This window comes from Lacticaseibacillus hegangensis (assembly GCF_003946465.1).
Lineage (GTDB): Bacteria > Bacillota > Bacilli > Lactobacillales > Lactobacillaceae > Lacticaseibacillus > Lacticaseibacillus hegangensis.
Map to the genome: position 1 here is coordinate 37,838 of NZ_RHOL01000002.1, position 19,091 is coordinate 56,928.

Consider the following 19,091-nt stretch of genomic DNA (forward strand, 5'->3'; position numbering starts at 1 on the left):
AAGTGAGTTAGTGGTTAGCGTGCTGAACGTGGTAGACAAATTGGTCAGCGCGGGCAGCACTCAGCGTGTATTCGATAATGTCGCCAGTAGTCGTAAAGGCCGTCCGCCGGATTTTCAGACAGGCCGAATTAGGTGGTACGTTCAATAATTGCGCGTATTCAGGGGCCATCAGGTCGGCAAAAAAAGTCTCATCCACGGTGTCGATGTGAATGCCATAATGTGCTTGAAGCAAATCGTATAATGGCGTGTCCTTGAGCAAGGCTTTGTCGAGATCCGGCAGCGCCGCGACTGGCAGATAGCTGCGCTCGACCATCATCGGTTCGTGATCAGCCATTCGAACGCGATCAAGCACATGAACCGCCGCTCCGTGCTTAAGCCTCAGGTGCTCGGCGACCATCGGCGGCGCCGGGATCTGCCTCAACGCCACCACCCGGCTTTCCGGATGCCGCTTCATCGCGCCCATCTGCTGGGTGAAACTGAACGCTGCGGCCACGTCGGCCCGATTGTCCAGCGGCTCGGCAACGAACGTGCCTTTACCCGGACTGCGGTAGATGAACCCGCGCAAAAACAACTGGTTCAATGCCACGCGCACCGTATTGCGACTCATGTGATACTGCTCACTGAGCGCCCGCTCCGAAGGCAGCTTGTCATTTGGCCGAAGCTGTTCGGTCACCAACTTTTCAAGTTCCTGCGTCAGCCTTTCAGATAACGAAGCTTTTGCCATCTCATCACCTCCCATTTGTCTCACGTGGTACCTACCACGGCCAACCTACGCCCGAAATGTTAGCGTCGTCAAACAGAAACACTCCAAATTTAGCAAGTTCTCTTAGTTTTTTAATTCAAGTACAAAAAGTCACCCGTGCAGGTAATTAAAAGGCTTATTTTAGAGGGCAAAACAGTACCAGGTACTTTTGTCCTGTTCTTATACGTTTATATTTTAGATACGTATTAGTTATTTTATATTCAAGCTTGCCGCTCCTTGCTCAGGCATGGGTTGTCCCCTTAGCCTGACCAAAAGTCCCTACGCTTTACTAAAAACCGAAACAGTCAAAAATATTAAATAACAGCTCGTGGGCTTCAAGTCTGTTCCGTAAGCGCTTTCTCAACGGTTTAATTCGCACCGCTTTCAGTGAACAACCGGCCCCAAGTCGCCGGCCTGGCAGCTATCCCGCTGCCGTGAGGTTGAGGCTTCGCTCACTCGCGCCTTCCCCCCAACTGGACGGGCCTGAACTTGTAAAACCAGTTGAATCTGTTATTCTTAATCTGTTGCCGGCAACCAATCAAAGGAGTCTTTCACTTGCTCATCTTTAACGAATTTCCCGTCGGCGCAGCGACGCTCAATGTCGTTGCAGCACACCGGGCCAAAACAGAACAAGGGCTGCGCGAGCTGGGCGTGTACCCGGGTCAGGAAATGCTGCTGATGGCTTTGCTGCAAGACGATGCCGCCCCCAAGCCGCAAAACGTCTTGGCCGAGCTGCTCGACGTCGACCACTCAACCATCGCCAAGTCGGTTCGCCGCATGGCGGCAGCAAACATCGTTCAGACCCACCGCTCAGCGCAAGACGGTCGCGTCACACTTGTCGCCCTCACTGCTTCCGGTCTGACCCTGGCCAAACAGGTCAAAACAGTTTGCCAAGCGGTGGAACAAGCGGCCACCGCTGCACTGTCTCCTGAAGAGCAAGCCACCTACATTCGACTAGCTGGCAAAATGACGGCCGCACTAAAAAAATGAGCCATCAGGCGGCTGCCCGATGGCTCTTACTTACACTTCACTGGTTTTAAAACGTCTGGCCCAACTGAACTGCCTGCTGCTCTGCCGCCGCAACGATTGCCTCGGCCTGATCGGGGAAGTGATCCATGCCTTCAACTGGCAAATCGATCACTTTTTCTGTTCCCAGGTACTCAAGGGCAGCGTGGACGTACTGGGTCGCTGGGTCTTTGCCTTCGTACTTACCGCCAGCGGCTTGAATATGCATGACCTTTTTGCCTGGCAGCAGCGCAATGTGACCAGTGGCGGTGTAACGGAAGGTCTGACCCACCACGGTGATTGCATCGATCCAGGACTTCAGCTTGGTCGGGATACCAAGGTTCCACATGGGGTTGGCGATCACAATTTTATCGGCCGCCTTGAACTGATTCAAAGCATCACCGAAAACCGCCAGCTTGGCGCCAGCTTCTGCCGTGGGCGTTGCATTCGGTGCAAACGCGGCCAGCATCGCGCCGTCAAGTTCTGGAAAGTTTTCTTGATACAGGTCGCGTTCAACAATCGTATCATCCGGATTGCTTGCACGATAGCGCTTCATAAAGGTTTCCAGGACTTTCATGCTGCGCGAACGATTGGGACCAAACGGATGGGCTTTAATGACTAATACCTGACTCATTGTATGTATCTTCCTTTCACGACCAGCTTTTTGGTTGCCGGCTACGTAAATAGCATAGCCTAGATAAAGGTGGCTGGCAACCTTTTTCTTGAAAACTCTCGTCTTGCCCGCGTGCGTAAGACGGCGCTGCGACTGTGCAAGAAAATCACCACCACGATGATTGCAAAAAGCAAACGCTTGTTCGATAATGGTGGCGAGGTGATCATCATGTCTGTTGCCCAGGACGTCCGGATTCTGAACGAACGCATTGATGCCGCCTTTCGCAGGCGGTACAACACCCGTTACGTCTTGATGGCCAGCAAGGTTCAAGCGGACGGGGCAATTTCTTTTTTTATGAATATCTCACCCAAGGGTCACCGCCGTCGCTCCCTGCCCTTGCACAGCCTGAACACCGCCGACCTGACGTACTTTGAGCAGGTCATTGCCGGCGTGCGCGCCCACACCAATCTCACCATTTTTTACTGCGGCTTTGGCCCCAAAGATTACTGGCCCAGCACCGGGCGGCTCATTGAGACCAGGCGGCGCGGAATCGAGATCAGCCCGCTGGACTGGTGAGCAGCGACCAAAAGTGCCCCTCTGCGTCAAATCAGTCCACAAGGACCTCTGCGCCGCGATTCTAAACTCACATCGGGGTGCAGAGGTCCTTCTCTTTTCGGCTGACCGCACTTGATGGCTCGGCCGCTTGCGTTACTTACCGCTTGAAACTTTCACCAGCCGGCCGCGGTACTGCGTTGGGGAGCTGCCGAAGTGCTTTTTAAACACGGAGCTGAAGTAGTTGGGGTCGGCGTAACCAACCAAGTGACCAATCACCTGACTTTTTTCGGTTGTTTCCAGTAGCAGCCTTGAGGCCCGCTCCATGCGAAAATCCGTCAGGTAAGTGATGAATGACTGCCCCACCTCACGCTTGAACAGCGTGGAAAAGTACGAGTTGGACACTCCAAGCGCCTGGCACACGTCGTTGAGCGACAACTGCTCGTCGCTGTAATGTGCCCGCACGAACTCCTTTGCGCTTTGAATCAGCGCACTGGACGAGTTGTCACGCGCCTGGGCCAGCTGCCGATTGAGGGTCTGACACAGGGTCATCAGCCACTGGCGCAACGTCTGCGGGGACAGCTCTGGCAACCGGGCGTACAGATCTTTCGGGTGGTCAGTCAGCTCTGGAATCTGCAAATGATTGTTGGTCGCAAAGCGGTACAGGGACGACACCAGGTCATTGATCACCACAGTGTGATGCGCCATGCAGGTCGCGGTGCGATTGACGTTTTCCAGGTAGACATCGACGGCCTGCACGATGGCCTCATCCGGCCCAACGTGGACCACCTTGAGCAGCTCTGCCAAAGCCGCGTCGGGAATCGGCGTGAAGTCGCTGACCTCAGTGGGTGCGATCTCCTTGATGTTGATCACCTTGCAGGCCCCGTACAGGCTGCGGTACGACACCGCGGTCCGCGCCCCATGATAAGCCACCGGAAGCTCGAGCAGGTCATCGACGACCGGACCCACCCCAACCGTGATGACCGCGCCAAGCGCATTTTTGACCAGCTTGCAGAACCGATCGGCATCGTCGGTCAATCCGGCCGCGTCATTTTCGGTGTGCAGTTCCACCACGATGACTGTGTTGCGCAGATAGCAGAAAGTGACCGTGGTCCACAGCGCTCCGAAAAAGTCCCTGGCCTGTTTCATCACCTCTGCCCGCAGCGCCATCACATCCTTGCCATCAGGGGCCTGCGCGGTGGAGGTGTGCAGCACCAGGCAACCGTAATAGGGGCCGGTCAGACCGACTTGATAATCGTGCAGGTAGGCGTCCAGGGTTTGGCGCTCAATCTGTCCGTCAATCAGCGCGGCGTAAAAATTGGTCTGCATCACCGGCAGCGAATCGCGGTAGTAATGCTGCATCGCACGCCAATTTTGGAGGGTGTTGCGCTTTTGATTGAGGGTCTGGCGCAGGCGAATCAACACCGCCCGCAGCTCGGCGACGTCAAGCGGCATCGTGAGGTAGTCGGTCACCCCCAGGCGCATTGCCTGCTGCGCGCATTCAAAATCGTTGCAGTCCGTCAAGATCACAAACGCCGTCTCCGGCGACTGTTCCTTGCCGCGCTTGACCACGGCTAAATCCGTCAGCGCGTTGACGCTGACCTCAGTCAACACCACGTCCGGTTTCGTTGCGCCGATCATGCTGAGCGCCGCTTCGGTTGAAAACACGCTCCCGATAACTTGAAAACCCAGCTCACCCCACGGGATGATTTCCTTTAAACTCGACGCCACTGGCGCGTCTTCTACTAACAGCACGCTGTACTTCCCCATAAGTATGCTCCTGTCGTTGCCCTTAACCTTACAATCGCATTTACTAAATCCGCAGCGTATTGATCACCTTTTTTAGTGTATCATGTAAGCGCTTAAATACAACTCAAAGCCCTCGTTTATTTACTTTGATTCTGATTGTGCAAGGCTAAATTGATGACCAGCGCCCCCGCCGTCACGCAAAAAGCCACAGCGTAGTGCTGCGGCTTTTCGTGAACCAAGGTTAATGCGTCTGCCGCCTCGTCATTTCTCCTGAACGTATTTCAGGGAGTCGAGGGTGACGGCGACCAGGATGATGATCCCGGAGAAGACAAACTGCAGGTTCGTGTCGATCCCAAGAATCGTCAGCGCGTAGGTCAACGCAGTGAAGATGATGACCCCGACAACGACCCCGGAAATCTTACCGATCCCACCAGTGAAGGACACGCCGCCGACCACGCAGGCCGCGATGGCGTTCATTTCCCAGCCCTGGCCATAAGCGGCGGAACCTGACCCGACCATGCGGGCACATTCCAACCAGGAGCCGAAGCCGTAGAGAATGCCGGCCAGAACGAAGGCGCCCAGGGTAACTGCGAAGACGGAGATCCCTGAAACGGAAGCCGCTTCAGGGTTGCCGCCGACCGCGTACAAATTCTTCCCAAAGCGGGTCTTGTTCCAGATGAACCAGACGATGGCGATCGCTGCTACCGCCCACAAAATGATTGACGGGAACCCACCAATCTGTGGGATGATCATGCTTGGAATGGCTGGATCAATGGCCCCAAATGACACCCCTTTGGTGGCGTAGGTGACCAAGCCGAAGATGATCAGCGTGTTAGCCATGGTGGAAATGAATGGGTGCATCCCAAATCTTGCGGTGAAGAACCCAGCAATGGCACTCAGGACGGTCGACAGCACAATGCAGACGACCAGGGCCAGCACGACGCGCGGCCAGAGCCCCATTTTGGAAAAGTCATAAATATGTCCAAAGACTTCCCCGGTGTTTGGGCCTTGGTGCATGATGATGGTCGACGCGGTCATGCCCATCCCGACCATGCGGCCAATGGACAAATCGGTCCCGGTGAGCAGGATCAGCCCGGCGACCCCAAGCGCCAAGAACATCTGCGGTGACGCTTGCTGCAGAATGTTGAGAATGTTGTTGTAGGTCAGCAGCGAGGAGCCCTTGATGATTGGGGTGATGATCGCCAAAATGATGAAAACGATGATGATGGCAAAGTACAGGCCGTTGCGCAGCAGGAAGTCGCGGCGGTTGAACGTGTATTTGTAGTTTTCCCACTTCTGCTTCATGTTCTCAGAGAAGGTGAACTTCGACATCCGCAGCAGATCCAGCAGGTGGTACTGGTAGTTAAATGCCTCGTGCTGGCGGTCCTTGATCTGACTCTGGCGCGCCTGGAGAGTCACCTTGGCGTCAAAGAGTTTGTTCTTGTGAACGTAATTCTCCTCTTTGATCTCACTGCGGTCGGAAAGCTTGGCGACCGTCGCTTTGTGTTCCTGTTCCAAGCGGGCGATCTGCTCGTCATACGCCTTTTTGGCAATGACTTTTTCCTCGGCGCAGCTCGCCGCAACGGGCTGGTAGTACTCCTTGTCAAAATGGTCCTTGATGTAGGTCTCGGCCTGCGCGACCAGCTTGGCAACTTGGTCCTTATTAGCGGCCTCGACTTGCTTGGCCCCGACCAACGCCTTCTTGTCGGCTTCGATTCCGGCGTCGCGTTCTGCTTTGCTCAGACTCTTGTCCCGCTTAAGCGCTTCAATGTGACTGTTCAGGCTGATGACCTGATCCGTCCCGTCTTTGCGCAATTCGTTGACCTGGGCCTGAATCTTGCCTACCGCGTCATCGATTGGCTTGCGCAGGGCTGCTTCGGCCTGCGCGGTTAGCACTTTATCTTCTGCCATGTGTGTCTCCCCCTTACATGTATTTCGCGCTGAGCCTCAGCAGCTCTTCCTGATTGGTCTTCTTGGTGTCCACGATCCCCGCCAGGTGACCGTCCGACATGACCCCGATGCGGTTCGTAATGCCCAGGATCTCGGGCATTTCGGAGGACACGACGATGATTGTTTTGCCTTCCTTGGCCATCTTAATGATCAGCTCGTAGATTTCGTACTTCGCACCGACGTCGATCCCCCGGGTCGGCTCGTCCATCATGAAGACTTGTGGGGCGCGCTCCAGCCATTTGCCGACGATCACCTTCTGCTGATTGCCCCCTGACAGGCTGGCAATCAGCTCATCCGGGCCCATGGTCTTCGTGTTCATGACCTTGATCTCGTGCTGGGTCGCCTTAGTCATTTTCGGATCCGACAAGGCCGGGCCGCGCCGGTAGGCATTCAAATTGGTGATGGTGGTGTTGAAGGTCAAACTGCCTTTCAAAAACAGCCCGTTGGCCTTGCGCTCTTCAGTGATCATCGCAAACCCGTGCTCCATCGCCTCTTTGGCGGAGTTAAAGTTAGATAGTTTGCCGTTGAAGTACACGCGGCCCGCGGCGCGAGTCCGTACGCCGAAAATGGTTTCGAGCAGCTCGGTGCGCCCGGCGCCGACCAGCCCGTACAGCCCGAAGATTTCACCGCGCCCGACATCAAACGAGATGTCTTGAAGGTACGGGGCGTACTTGGTGGACAGGTGCTGAACGGACAAAATGGTATCGCCGACTTTGTTGTCGACCGGTGGGAACCGGTTATCCAGCGGCCGCCCGACCATCGCCTTGATCAGTTCGTTCAGATCCGTGTCCTTGGTGTTCTTGGTCATGACCAAATGGCCATCCCGCAGCACGGACACCTCGTCGCAGATCTGAAAGACTTCATCCATTTTGTGCGAGATGAAGATGATCGAAATACCCTGATTCTTCAGCATCCGGACCATGTCGAACAGCTTCTCCACTTCGCGGTCCATCAAGGACGAGGTCGGCTCGTCGAGGACGATCACCTTGGAGTGGTAGGAAATCGCCTTGGCGATTTCGACCATTTGCCGCTGTGACACGCTCATCTTGCGCATCGGCTGGGTCAGGTTTACGGTCATCCCCAACCGGCGGAACAGTTCCGTCGCTTCCCGCCGCATCTGCGCTTCATTGATGACGCCCAGTGAGGTCGTTGGGTAGCGGCCCAGAAACAGATTGTCGAGCACACTGCGGTCCAGCGCCTGGTTCAGCTCCTGGTGGACCATCGCGATCCCGTTTTCCAGGGCATCTTTGGGCCCGGCGAAGGACACCTCCTTACCATCGAGGAAAAATTGCCCTTCGTCGCGCGTTTTGATCCCAAATAAGCACTTCATCATGGTCGACTTGCCGGCGCCGTTTTCGCCCATCAAGCCCATCACAGAACCCTTCTTGACGTCCATGTCAATGTGTTGAAGGACCCGGTTGCGACCGAAGGACTTGCTCAGGTTGCGGATGGCCAGCATCACGTCATCACCGATGACTGGTTTTTCTGGTGTTAGTGTGGTTGAATCCTGCATAATACGTCTTCCTTTCCAGCGCCTGCTTGATTTTTTTGATAAAACAACTCCAGGGTCTGGGGCGGCTCCGAAATGCGAGAAGCACGGGGCAATCCCTGATCCCTGGAGTTGCAGGTAGTGCAGAGGCGGAATTACCGGCTCAGAATGGACGTGTATGAGGAGCCATTATCAGTCTTAACCATGTTGATAGCAAAGGCGTCGTATTGGCTCGGGTTGCCCAGCCGGTTGGTGATGTTGGATTCGGTCTGGCCGTCGCCGCCGATAAATTCAACTTTGAGGTTCATCAGCTTCGCATACTTCTTCAGAAGCGGCTGGTAGGTTGACCCCAGGAAGTTATCTGAGGAGTTGTAGATGTCCAGCCAGACTTTCTTTTCTGGTGAAGTCTTGGTCGACAGCTGCTTGGAAGCATCCGGATAGGTCTTGGTCGGGTTCATGAAGTCCTTGTAGTTGTCAGCGGTGACCGGGACGTTCATGGCGTAGTAGGAACGCTCGTTAGCGCGGTATGCGTAGGTATCCTTGGCCAAAACGTTGCCCACCTTGTCCTTGGTTTCGATCCCGGTGCCCTTCTTGGCACCGTCCAGGGCGTTGCGCAGAACGCGCAGCGTCAGGTAAGCTTGCACATCGGCGTGCTGGCTGACCGTGCCGCCATAGCCTTCGCTGATTGCCGCAACGGCATCGGAGTTGGCATCGTAGCCAAAGGTTGGCACTTTGTTCTTCTTGGACCAAGCATTGAACATCGCCATGCCCATGCCGTCGTTGTTTGACGCGATAACATCGATCTTGTTGCCCAGACTTGAGGACCAAGTGCCGATCGCGTTACCCGCGGTCGCGGCATCCCAGGTCGCACCTGAGTTGTTCTTCATTTCCTGAGAAGCCAGTTCACGGATCGTGTAGGTCTTGCCGCCGACGGTCAGCTTGCTGTCCTTGACCACGCTGGCCTTGCCATCCGTGTTCATCCCAGCTGGGGCGGAGTTGATGTCCCCACTCTTCTTCACGCCAGTGCCCAGCGCTTCACGAACGCCGCGGGTACGGGCAATCGAGTCGTTGTGGCCAACGTCCCCAATCGCGAGTACGTAGCCAATCACGCCATCATTATTGCGGTCGATACTCGAAATGTTTTTGGTGATATAATCCTTGATCATCTTGCCCTGAACTTCGGCCCCTTGCTTGGCGTCGAACCCAACATAGTAGGTGTCCTTGTTGAACTTCAGGGTGGTCATGTCCAGTTTCCCGTTGCTTGAGTTTGATGGCTGACGGTTATAGAACACGACTGGTTTGTCTTTGTTGGCAACCGTCTTGTCGGAGCCGCTGCCTGAGCTTGAGCCGCAAGCGGCAAGCAGGAGTGATGCCCCCAAAACTAAAGTCAAAGCCCCTAGTGCTTTTTGCTTCTTCATGGTGTAACTTCCTCCCTTTAAGCGCTTCCTGTATGCGCTTTCTTGATTCTTAGTGTACAGGGGCAAGGACCCCGTAACCATAGAATATTATTGGCTACACCTAGAATATTTTTGGGAATTTAGTTTAATAAGAAATTTTTTACGTGCCGGTATCACGGTATAAATCCCTGCATTTGCGGACTTGTGGCAGGTCCTTGCACACTTGTTTACGCGACCGATTCCACGGAATTTTAGTAAAACGGGCCTGCGCGCAAAAAAAGCCGTCCCCGCGACCCCGGCGAGAACGGCGTAAAGATGAAGAGGAGTGGAACAGAAAATGACAAACTTGATCAGCCGCTCAGGCGGCAGCTCCCAAGCGACAGTTGCAGTTTAACCCGGATCAGCCGACACGGCAAAAATTTTGCCTCGCCATGAATGGGCGTCTGTGCGAGTTGGCCTAGAAGCCGCGTATAATGAAGGCAAACATCTAACCCACAAGTTGCAGGAGGCATTTCATGAAATTAGATCTGACTCACTTCACGTACGATGGCACCGGCAATTTTCGCATCAAGGACTGGGATACGGACATCCCCAAAACCGAGCAGGGGCTCACGGAAGCCGAGATCAAGGCAGAAATCGCTCAAAATGTCCAAGACTTGGCGCAGGCGCAAGGCAAACTTTACGCACAAAAACGCTACAGCCTGCTGCTAATTTTTCAAGGCCTGGACGCGGCCGGCAAAGATGGCATGATCCGCCATGTCATGTCCGGTGTGAACCCGCAAGGCACCAATGTCGTGTCCTTCAAGCAGCCCACCGTAGAGGAGCTCGCCCACGATTACCTGTGGCGCACCCGCGTCGCCTTTCCCCAGGCTGGCAACATCACGATTTTCAACCGGTCGCATTACGAGGAGGTGTTGGTCGATCGCGTGCACCCCGAGAACCTGCTCCTTGAGCATCTGCCTAACATCGACGTCGTCGCCGACGTGACCCCCAAGCTCTGGCAGCGGCGCTATAAGGACATTCGCCACATGGAAAGCATGGCCAGCCGCGATGGCATTGTGATCGAGAAGTTTTTCCTGCACATGAGCAAAGACGAGCAGAAGAAGCGCTTCCTCGACAGAATCGAGCAGCCCGACAAAAATTGGAAGTTCTCCGAAGCTGACATTCGCGAACGCCGCTACTGGGACGACTACCAGGTAGCGTATCAGGACGCCATCGCCGGTACCGCCACGAAGAAGGCCCCCTGGCACATCATTCCGGCGGACAACAAGTGGTTCGGCCGACTGATCGTGTCCAAGCTCATCCTCGCACGGCTTGAGAAGCTGCCACTTGCCTACCCCACCGTCACGGCCGAGCAGAAGGCTGGCCTGCACGCGGCACTGGAGGAACTGACCGGAAAAGCCGAAAACTGAGGCACAACATTAACATCGCGTCCCAGACCGTAGTCTTGCTGGTCGAGACGCGATTTTTTTGCCTCGGCAGGAGGGCGAGGAAACCTTACAGGCGATTTTACTAAAATCCTTGTCCACCGACTCTCAAGTGCCGCAATTAGCGACGCGCCCGCGGCAAAATTTTTAGTTTAGCCTGCCACACTCAAAACGTGCATAATAAACACGACTGGGTGTTGACCTGATCAAACGCCTAGCAAATGGAGGCCCTTATTAAATGAAAGATGCAATCTTTATCAAACCAGGCCAAGTGGCCATCGAAGACGTGCCCAAGCCTTCCGTTCAGGCACCCGATGACGTTATTCTCCACATTGTTCGCAGCTGTGTCTGCGGCTCTGACCTGTGGGACTATCGCGGCCTCGACAAGGTTCCGGAGCATTCTCAAAACGGCGGCCATGAGGCCATCGGCGTCGTCGAAGCGGTCGGCAGCGCCATCACCACAGTCAAACCGGGCGACTTTGTCATTGCCCCGTTCACCCACGGGTGCGGCCATTGTGCCGCCTGCCGTGCAGGCTTTGACGCGAATTGCCTCAGCTACCGAGATAACTTCAGCGAAGGCGCACAGGCCGAGTACATGCGCTACCAGCACGGTGAGTGGGCTCTGGTCAAGATTCCAGGCAAGCCTGCTGATTACAGCGAGGACATGCTCAAGTCGCTGCTCAGCTTAGCCGACGTCATGGCGACCGGCTATCACGCCGCCCGCATGGCCAATGTTGGCACCGGAGATACGGTTGTGGTCGTCGGCGACGGCGCGGTCGGCCTGTGCGGCGTGATTGCCGCGCAAATGCGTGGCGCCAAGCGGATCATTGCCATGAGCCGCCACGAGGATCGCCAAAAGCTCGCTGTTGAATTCGGCGCCACCGACATCGTACCTGAGCGCGGCGACGACGGCGTGGCCAAGGTCATGGCGCTCACAACCGGCATCGGCGCCGATGTCGTGTTGGAATGTGTCGGCACCCAGCAGGCCGTCGACACTGCCCTCAAGGCTGGCCGGCCAGGCGCTCGCGTGGGCCGCGTCGGCATTCCCCACAACGCCGCGATGGACCTCAAGCCCATCTTTTCCCGCAATATTACCATTACCGGTGGGATTGCCTCGGTCACCACCTACGACAAAGAATTCCTGTTGAAGGCCGTGCTCGACGGCACCATTCACCCCGGCAAGGTCTTCACTAAATCGTTCAAGCTGGCCGACATAGATGCCGCCTACCAGGCCATGGACAAGCGCGAGGCCATTAAGTCGCTGGTCGTTACCGATGAAGCATGACCGTTGACTTAACACCTTAAAGCCCGGGATGACGTGAACTGAGCGTCATTCCGGGCTTCTTTTGAACCATAGTGAGCCTAAGCAACACCTTTGCAGTATATTTGAGTCGACGAAAGCCAAAATCCCCACGAAGCCCTGCCAGACCTTGCGTTAACAGAGGCTTCAGCATGGCTTCCTGAAGCGGTCAATTTGATTCAACCCAACGGGAACGGCCGAGGCGAGTGCGACTTTAAACAACGTCACGACGTCACTCCAGTAACATTTACCCCGAGCATTAGCAATACCGCTTGGCACGGCGGCTTAAGTTGGCTCAAAATAGAATCTTAACGACTCAACACAAAGTGATATCAGGGACTTAGTCTGTGCAGTCTTTCAAGCTCTATTTCTGTTGTATAAAAAATTGACGTTGTCTGATTAATGAATCAGACAGCGTCAATTTTTCGTTTTCAAAGCAGCCCTTCAGCACCTGTCAAGCAGTTCAAACTCTGTGCGAGTCAAATAGTCGTTCAGAAATAACCGCCAACGGCCAAACTTATTCAGCTCAAGCTATTCTTTAGACAGTAATCGACACGCGAGCGCTTAACGGCGACACCCGCTGTAAATATGCGGAAAAGCCTGAAGCATCAGCATTCCAAGGTGCCGTTGGCGTCCGATCCGTAGTCCGGACGCGTTCAACGAAAGCCAGAATGTCAGGCCACATAGTCGCATTCTGGGCTGTCAATTCAGCCATTTGAGCTGTCATAGCTGGATCGTGCCCAGCCTGCGAATAGAACCGGATGACTGTTTTAGCCAGTGTCTCACGATATCGATCAGGTGCCAGGGTACGCAATCTAAGCAGATAGCTGCTCATCATGGTGACCCATTCCAGTTGCACCTTATCAGGCATCGGCGCAAGAACAGCATCAGAAACGGTTCTGCCGAGAAATTGCACCGTAATGGCACTTTCCAGCGTCTGCGTGTGTTGTGCCACCGCCTCGATGAGCTGGCCAACGTACATTTCAGTGTACGCACCAAAGTCTTCAAAAGTAATCTGGTCTTGCATAATCAATGCGCGGCTGACAAAACGGCCACTTAGCAAGTGCGCGGTCGGTTCGACCTGATAGCGATAGGTTCGATCAGACTTCATCTGCTGCCGCAATAATAAACCGGAAACAAGCTGAGACTCAGGTTGAGCTGAGAGCTTGCTGAAAACCTGCTGAAGAATGTCAACTGAGTTAAACTGCATGTTCGGGCCCATAAACGTGACATATTTTCCTGTTGACAACATCAGCCCTTGCTGAAATGCCATCGCCCAAGGCCAAATCTTGGCCGGCTTAATATACCGAAACTTGAGGTGATTGAACACTCGCAGCGGCTCCAGATCTTCCAATTGATAGCGACCGTTATCAATCAGAAGGACTTCGATCTGCCGAAAATCCACCCCCAGCTGGTTATTGATTGATGACAGTGGCACAGCCAGATCATGAGCGTCCGCCGATTCCACTGCAATCACGATACTCAACCATTTGTTCATCTCTGCTCCTCCAAGTAATCCAGATTGCCAGGTGGGCCATTGAATCAATGCGTCGCACCTGAACTTTTTATTGATAAATGACAAGCCATCCCACTGCTGTTCAAGTTTTAATCTCCTCCGTCCTTCCGGCTGCCAACAATAAAACTGAAGGTAACGGCAACCGGCGACATCGAGGATAACCACTTCGACCTGGTCCAAGTTTACTCCGATCCATGTCATGACAGAAGACACTCAAGCTAAATTATCTTAGTCGTCATACAATCGGGGATAATTTTGACAGGCCATATTTACACCAGAGCTAGTACAGAGTCTCATACTCGCCGTGTTTGCTGGGCTTTCAGCACGGCATGGCTGCTAATCTTTTCAATAGTGAGAATAAGATTGTTGGCAGCGCCGAACCCAATAATCTGCCAGCCACTGCGAAATTTTAAAGAGAAACCGGCGATGCAAGAACAAGCTGGCTACCTCAGTTTCCTAAGGTACCCAGCTTGCGTGAAACTCACATCAACGCGAGTTTAGTACAACGGATCATCATCTGAATCACGCCGCTTCTTAGCCACCGAGAATGCTGCTAATGCGTCGGCAATCGTGACGCCGACCCCAATCATGATCAAGGCCGCATCGTCTGAATTACCTGTTTCAGGAAGCGTAGGCCTGCCATTTGCAGACGCTATGCTACCAGATCCGTTGGCGACCAGCACCCGACTCGTCAGACCATTCCGACTTGTTGCAATGCCCTGCCGATAAGTGTCTTGGCCGGAATCATCATCGCCGGTTCCTAACGTATCTGGGAGCGTTGGCCGAGTCTCTTGATGCCCCGGAACGTCCGTCGTTGAGTTTTGTTGACCAAATGTCTGAGCACTCGAATCGCCGGTTGGCGTCCCGGTCGTGGTACCAGTTGAGTTGCCGCTCGGATCACCAGTTGGTGTCCCCGTCGTGGTTCCAGTTGGGTTGCCGCTCGGATCACCAGTTGGTGTCCCTGTTGTGGTCCCAGTTGGGTTGCCGCTCGGATCACCAGTTGGTGTCCCCGTCGTGGTACCAGTTGGGTTGCCGCTTGGGTCACCGGTTGGTGTCCCCGTCGTGGTACCAGTTGGGTTGCCGCTCGGATCACCAGTTGGTGTCCCCGTCGTGGTACCAGTTGGGTTGCCACTCGGATCACCGGTTGGTGTCCCCGTCGTGGTACCAGTTGGGTTGCCACTCGGATCACCGGTTGGCGTCCCTGTTGTGGTCCCAGTTGGGTTGCCACTCGGATCACCGGTTGGTGTCCCCGTCGTGGTCCCAGTTGGGTTGCCACTCGGATCACCGGTTGGCGTCCCTGTCGTGGTACCAGTTGGGTTGCCACTCGGGTCACCAGTTGGTGTCCCCGTCGTGGTCCCAGTTGGGTTACCGCTTGGATCACCAGTTGGTGTCCCCGTTGTGGTGTCTGGTGGGTTATCCGCATCATTGATTTGGTAAACTGGCTCTGGTACTGCATTCATAAACAAAGCCCGAATCCCATCACCAGCAATGCCGGTTTGATCTGTGCCGCCTTCACCGGTATCTCCAGCGGTTCCGTCATCTCCCTTGTCTCCTTTGGCGCCGTTCAAAACGTCGTAATCGACACCATTAAGCGTGAAGGTCCATCCATCGACCTGGCCATTGAGATTGGTATGCGGCTTGACAGTTGGCGTCTGGCCATCTTTACCGTCAGCAGGTGCCGGCACAATTCCAACAGAAATCTTTTTGCCATCCTCATCGAGGTAGAAGAAGTTATAATCAGTAACCTTGCCATTAGCATCGGTAACAGGCTCAACTTGCGGTGTCTGCCCGTCCTCACCCTTCTTCACAAGAACAGTAGAGCCATCTGAAAAGATGATTCGGGTGTTACCGTCTTCATCGATGAAGGAGCCGGTGACTGTCAGCGGTGTCGCATCTTTACCGTTCGTACCGTTAACGCCGTCTTTACCGTCTTCGCCATCCTTGCCATCCTTGCCATCGACGCCGTCCTTACCATTCTTCACGGTGTAATCAACACCGTTTAAGGTGAAGGTGTAGCCGTCGACATCGCCATTGCCGTCAGTGTGCGGCTTAACTTCAGGCGTTTTACCGTCCTTAGGTGCTTGGATCGTACCAGTCGTCACCTTGTTGCCGGCATCATCGAGATAGTAGAAGTCGTAGCTGGTAATGTTGCCATCGCCGTCTTTGACAGCCTCGATTTGAGGGGTCTTGCCATCTTTGCCAGCAGCGCCATCTTGAGGTGCGTCGACCGTCCCAACTGTGGTTTCTTTGCCATCCTTATCGGTGACGTAGAATTCATAGCGGGTCTTGCCGTCTTCACCTGTGACCGCGCGGACTTGAGGCGTTTGACCGTCCTCACCATCTTTGCCGTCAACGCCGTCTTTACCGTCAGCACCCTTGTCAATCGTGACTTGTGAACCATCGGAGAAGGTGATGACCGTATTGCCTTCGCTGTCAGTGATGGAGTTGTCGACCGTCAGATCAGCGCCATTCTTGACGATGTAGTCTTTACCGTTAAGAGTGAAGACATAACCATCAACATTGCCATTGCTGTCAGTGTGCGGCTTGACGTCTGGTGTCTGGCCATCCTTAGGCGCTTCAACCGAGCCCATGGAGACTTTATCGCCAGCTTCGTTGGTGTAGTAGAAGTTATAGTTAGTGATGTTGCCATCACCGTCTTTAACTGCTTCGATCGTCGGCGTCTGACCGTCCTTGCCATCCTTAGGTGCTTCGACTGTCCCAACTGTGGTTTCTTTGCCATCTTTATCAGTGACGAAGAATTCATAGTTGGTCTTGCCGTCTTCACCTGTGACTGCGCGGACTTTAGGCGTCTGACCGTCCTTACCATCTTTGCCGTCAGTGCCCTTAGCAACCGTGACTTGCGAGCCATCGGAGAAGGTGATGACCGTATTGCCATCCGTATCAAGGGTGGTGCTTCTAACGGTCAGATCAGCACCGTTCTTGACGATATAGTCTTTACCATTAAGGGTGAAGACATAGCCATCAACATCACCGTTGCTATCAGTGTGTGGTGTGACCGCTGGCGTCTGGCCGTCTTTAGGCGCGTCGACTGTGCCAACAGGGATTTCTTTGCCATCTTTATCAGTGACATAGAACTCATAGCTGGTCTTGCCGTCTTCGCCTGTAACTGCGCGAACGTTAGGGGTCTGCGCGTTATCTCCTTTCTGTCCTTTTGGCACAGTGACATGAGAACCATCAGAGAAGGTGATCACCGTGTCGCCGGCTTCATTAATGATAGAGCCAGTGACTGTCAACGCATCAGCATCTTTACCGTTAGCCCCATCCTTACCATTCAGAACAGTGTAATCAACACCATTCAAGGTGAAAATGTAGCCGTCAGTCTTACCTTCGCTGTCAGTATGCGGCTTAACAGTAGGGGTTTGACCATCCTTAGGTGCATCAACACGACCCATGGATACTTCTTCGCCAGCATCGTTGGTGTAGTAGAAGTTGTAGCCAATCGTCTTGCCATCACCATCAGTGACTGGTTCGATCTTCGGTGTCTTACCATCCTTAGGTGCTTCGATCGTTCCAACAGGAGTTTCTTTGCCAGCCTTATCGGTGACGTAGAACTCGTAGTTGGTCTTGCCATCTTCGCCAACAACTGCCTTCACTTGAGGTGTCTGGCCGGCTGCACCATCTTTACCATCTTTGATTGTCACTTTGTTGCCATCAGAGAAGGTCAACGTGGTGGTGCCGTCTTCGTCCTTGGTGTTATCAACAATCGTAATTGGCTTTGGCGTTGCCACTTGACCCACAACGATTCGTTCGCCCTCGCCGTTGACATAGTAGAATTCGTAGCCAGTGACGTTACCGTCATCGTCTTTGACTTCTGCTACTTGCGGTGTTTGGCCATCGGTCCCGTTGAGCACCGTGCCAGATGGTTGTCCATTCAACGTGAAGGTGTAGCCCGTCACCTTGCCAGAGACATCAGTGACCGGTGTTACGACTGGTGTTTGACCATCTTGACCATTGTACACAGTCTTCACATCTTGCGACCCATCAGCGTGCTTAATGGTCAGAATGTAGCCAGTACGCGAATCAGCATCTGTCGGTGTGATATCAGTCACCGAAATCGTATCGCCGTCCTTCGGTGCTTCAAAATCACCCACTTCCTGTTTATTGCCATTGGCATCGATGACATAGAACTTGTACCCAGTCGTTTTGCCAGTCTTCGGATCAGTGACTGCTTCTAACGTTGGTGCATCGCCTTTGTCACCCTTCTCGCCTTTAGTGCCGTTGTAGATCGTAATTGGTTCTTGACCTGGATAAGTGATCGTGTAGCTAAGAACGTTGCCATCATCATCCTTATTAGGGGTAATGATCGGTGCTGTTGCGGCATCGCCGTTGAACAGGTTCTTCGTTTCGGTCGTGCCATCGGCGTGCGTAATCGTGACGGTGTAACCCGTCTTCTTATCGCTGTCGTCAGCCGGTTTGTAGTCACTCACCGCAATCGTATCACCAATCGGCACGGTGCCAAGCGTCGTATCATCACTTGGATCGTCTGGCGTACCGTCATCCAGGTAGAAGATATAAGACTTCTTGTCGTCACTCAGTTTCGACTTCGGTGTTTCTGGTACATCGAAAGTACCGACCGTTTCGTGAGTCTGACCGTCGTCACCGATCACGAAGAACTTGTAGCCAGTGACTTTGCCAGTATCTGGGTCCGTTACGGGTTCGAGCTGCGGTGTCTTACCATCATTCCCGTTGTAGACAGGCGTGCTGCTCTTAGTCGTCCCATCGCTACCAATGATCTCGACAGTGTAGCCGCCATTTGGATGTTCAGTGTCGCCCTTCAGCGGTGTAACGTTGATCGTATCCCCGTCTTTACCAGCTGCCGGCTTCTCGATTTCTCCAAGCTTGGTGTCATCTGATGGATCATCTGGTGTTCCGTTGTCCAGATAGAAGACATACTTGTCCCCGTCTGCTTTGACCTTTGGTGCTTCTGGGGTGTCCACCGTGCCAACAGGCACATGCGTTGTCCCATCCGGTCCAAGCACATAGAAACTATAATGTGTCTTGCCGTCGTCGCCTTTAACAGCTTCAACTTGTGGCGTCTGGCCATCTTTACCGTTGAACAGATCCTTGGATTCGGTAGTCCCATTGGCGTGCGTGATTGTGACCGTGTAACCGGTCTTCTTATCATTTTCGTCAGCTGGTTTGTAGTCAGTGACACTGATCGTGTCACCTGCTACTGTTGGCACTTCGCCAAGATCGACATCGTCGCTGCCATCTTTTGCATCACCCGGAATCACGAAGTGGTTAGTCGTCTTACCATCTTCGCCTTCAACGGCTTTGATTTCAGGCGTCTTCCCATCAACACCATTCTTCAGGGTGCCAACAGTTTGGCC

Annotated in this window: 12 protein-coding genes; 4 read left to right on the top strand and 8 right to left on the bottom strand. The window is 54.0% G+C overall.

Features of this window, described 5'->3' with window-relative positions; all coding sequences use genetic code 11:
- Positions 1 to 7: 7 nt before the first annotated feature.
- Positions 8 to 724 (bottom strand): GntR family transcriptional regulator, encoded by a 717-nt coding sequence (locus tag EKM86_RS00900; RefSeq protein ID WP_125754633.1) that lies wholly within the window; start codon positions 722 to 724, stop codon positions 8 to 10.
- 573 nt (positions 725 to 1,297) lie between these two features.
- Here EKM86_RS00900 and EKM86_RS00905 point away from each other — a divergent pair.
- Positions 1,298 to 1,732 carry a MarR family winged helix-turn-helix transcriptional regulator gene (locus tag EKM86_RS00905; RefSeq protein ID WP_125754634.1) on the top strand — a complete coding sequence of 145 codons (435 nt, stop codon included), beginning with the start codon at positions 1,298 to 1,300 and terminating at the stop codon, positions 1,730 to 1,732.
- Between the two features lie 46 nt (positions 1,733 to 1,778).
- Here EKM86_RS00905 and EKM86_RS00910 read toward each other — a convergent pair whose 3' ends face one another.
- Entirely contained in the window at positions 1,779 to 2,381 is a 603-nt protein-coding gene (locus EKM86_RS00910) for an FMN-dependent NADH-azoreductase (protein ID WP_125754635.1), read from the bottom strand.
- Positions 2,382 to 2,492: 111 nt separating this feature from the next.
- Here EKM86_RS00910 and EKM86_RS00915 point away from each other — a divergent pair, with 111 nt between their 5' ends.
- Positions 2,493 to 2,936, top strand: coding sequence for an acetyl-CoA carboxylase (locus EKM86_RS00915; RefSeq protein WP_125754636.1), 444 nt, complete (start codon positions 2,493 to 2,495; stop codon positions 2,934 to 2,936).
- Positions 2,937 to 3,068: 132 nt separating this feature from the next.
- On the opposite strand, the gene EKM86_RS00920 is transcribed toward EKM86_RS00915, so the two are convergent.
- The 4 genes from EKM86_RS00920 to EKM86_RS00935 form a co-directional block, all read right to left on the bottom strand.
- Complete coding sequence (locus tag EKM86_RS00920) at positions 3,069 to 4,682, bottom strand: helix-turn-helix domain-containing protein (protein WP_125754637.1); 1,614 nt, start codon at positions 4,680 to 4,682, stop codon at positions 3,069 to 3,071.
- 240 nt (positions 4,683 to 4,922) lie between these two features.
- A complete protein-coding gene (locus EKM86_RS00925) occupies positions 4,923 to 6,572 on the bottom strand; it encodes a galactose/methyl galactoside ABC transporter permease MglC (protein ID WP_125754638.1) in 1,650 nt (549 codons plus the stop codon).
- Between the two features lie 13 nt (positions 6,573 to 6,585).
- A complete protein-coding gene (locus EKM86_RS00930) occupies positions 6,586 to 8,124 on the bottom strand; it encodes a sugar ABC transporter ATP-binding protein (RefSeq protein WP_125754639.1) in 1,539 nt (512 codons plus the stop codon).
- Between the two features lie 131 nt (positions 8,125 to 8,255).
- Positions 8,256 to 9,518 (bottom strand): substrate-binding domain-containing protein, encoded by a 1,263-nt coding sequence (locus tag EKM86_RS00935; RefSeq protein WP_125754640.1) that lies wholly within the window; start codon positions 9,516 to 9,518, stop codon positions 8,256 to 8,258.
- 494 nt (positions 9,519 to 10,012) lie between these two features.
- Between EKM86_RS00935 and EKM86_RS00940 the strand changes: the two genes are divergently transcribed.
- Together EKM86_RS00940 and EKM86_RS00945 are read left to right on the top strand one after the other, a co-directional pair.
- Positions 10,013 to 10,909: a polyphosphate kinase 2 family protein gene (locus EKM86_RS00940; protein WP_125754641.1), complete on the top strand. Its 897-nt coding sequence runs from the start codon at positions 10,013 to 10,015 to the stop codon at positions 10,907 to 10,909.
- A 253-nt stretch (positions 10,910 to 11,162) separates the two neighbouring features.
- Positions 11,163 to 12,209 (top strand): zinc-binding dehydrogenase, encoded by a 1,047-nt coding sequence (locus EKM86_RS00945; RefSeq protein WP_125754642.1) that lies wholly within the window; start codon positions 11,163 to 11,165, stop codon positions 12,207 to 12,209.
- Between the two features lie 553 nt (positions 12,210 to 12,762).
- Here EKM86_RS00945 and EKM86_RS00950 read toward each other — a convergent pair.
- Together EKM86_RS00950 and EKM86_RS12475 are read right to left on the bottom strand one after the other, a co-directional pair.
- Positions 12,763 to 13,941 carry a glycosyltransferase family A protein gene (locus tag EKM86_RS00950; protein ID WP_125754643.1) on the bottom strand — a complete coding sequence of 393 codons (1,179 nt, stop codon included), beginning with the start codon at positions 13,939 to 13,941 and terminating at the stop codon, positions 12,763 to 12,765.
- A gap of 296 nt (positions 13,942 to 14,237) precedes the next feature.
- On the bottom strand, positions 14,238 to 19,091 hold a 4,854-nt coding region (locus EKM86_RS12475; RefSeq protein ID WP_164506102.1), incomplete at its 5' end, for a collagen-like domain-containing protein.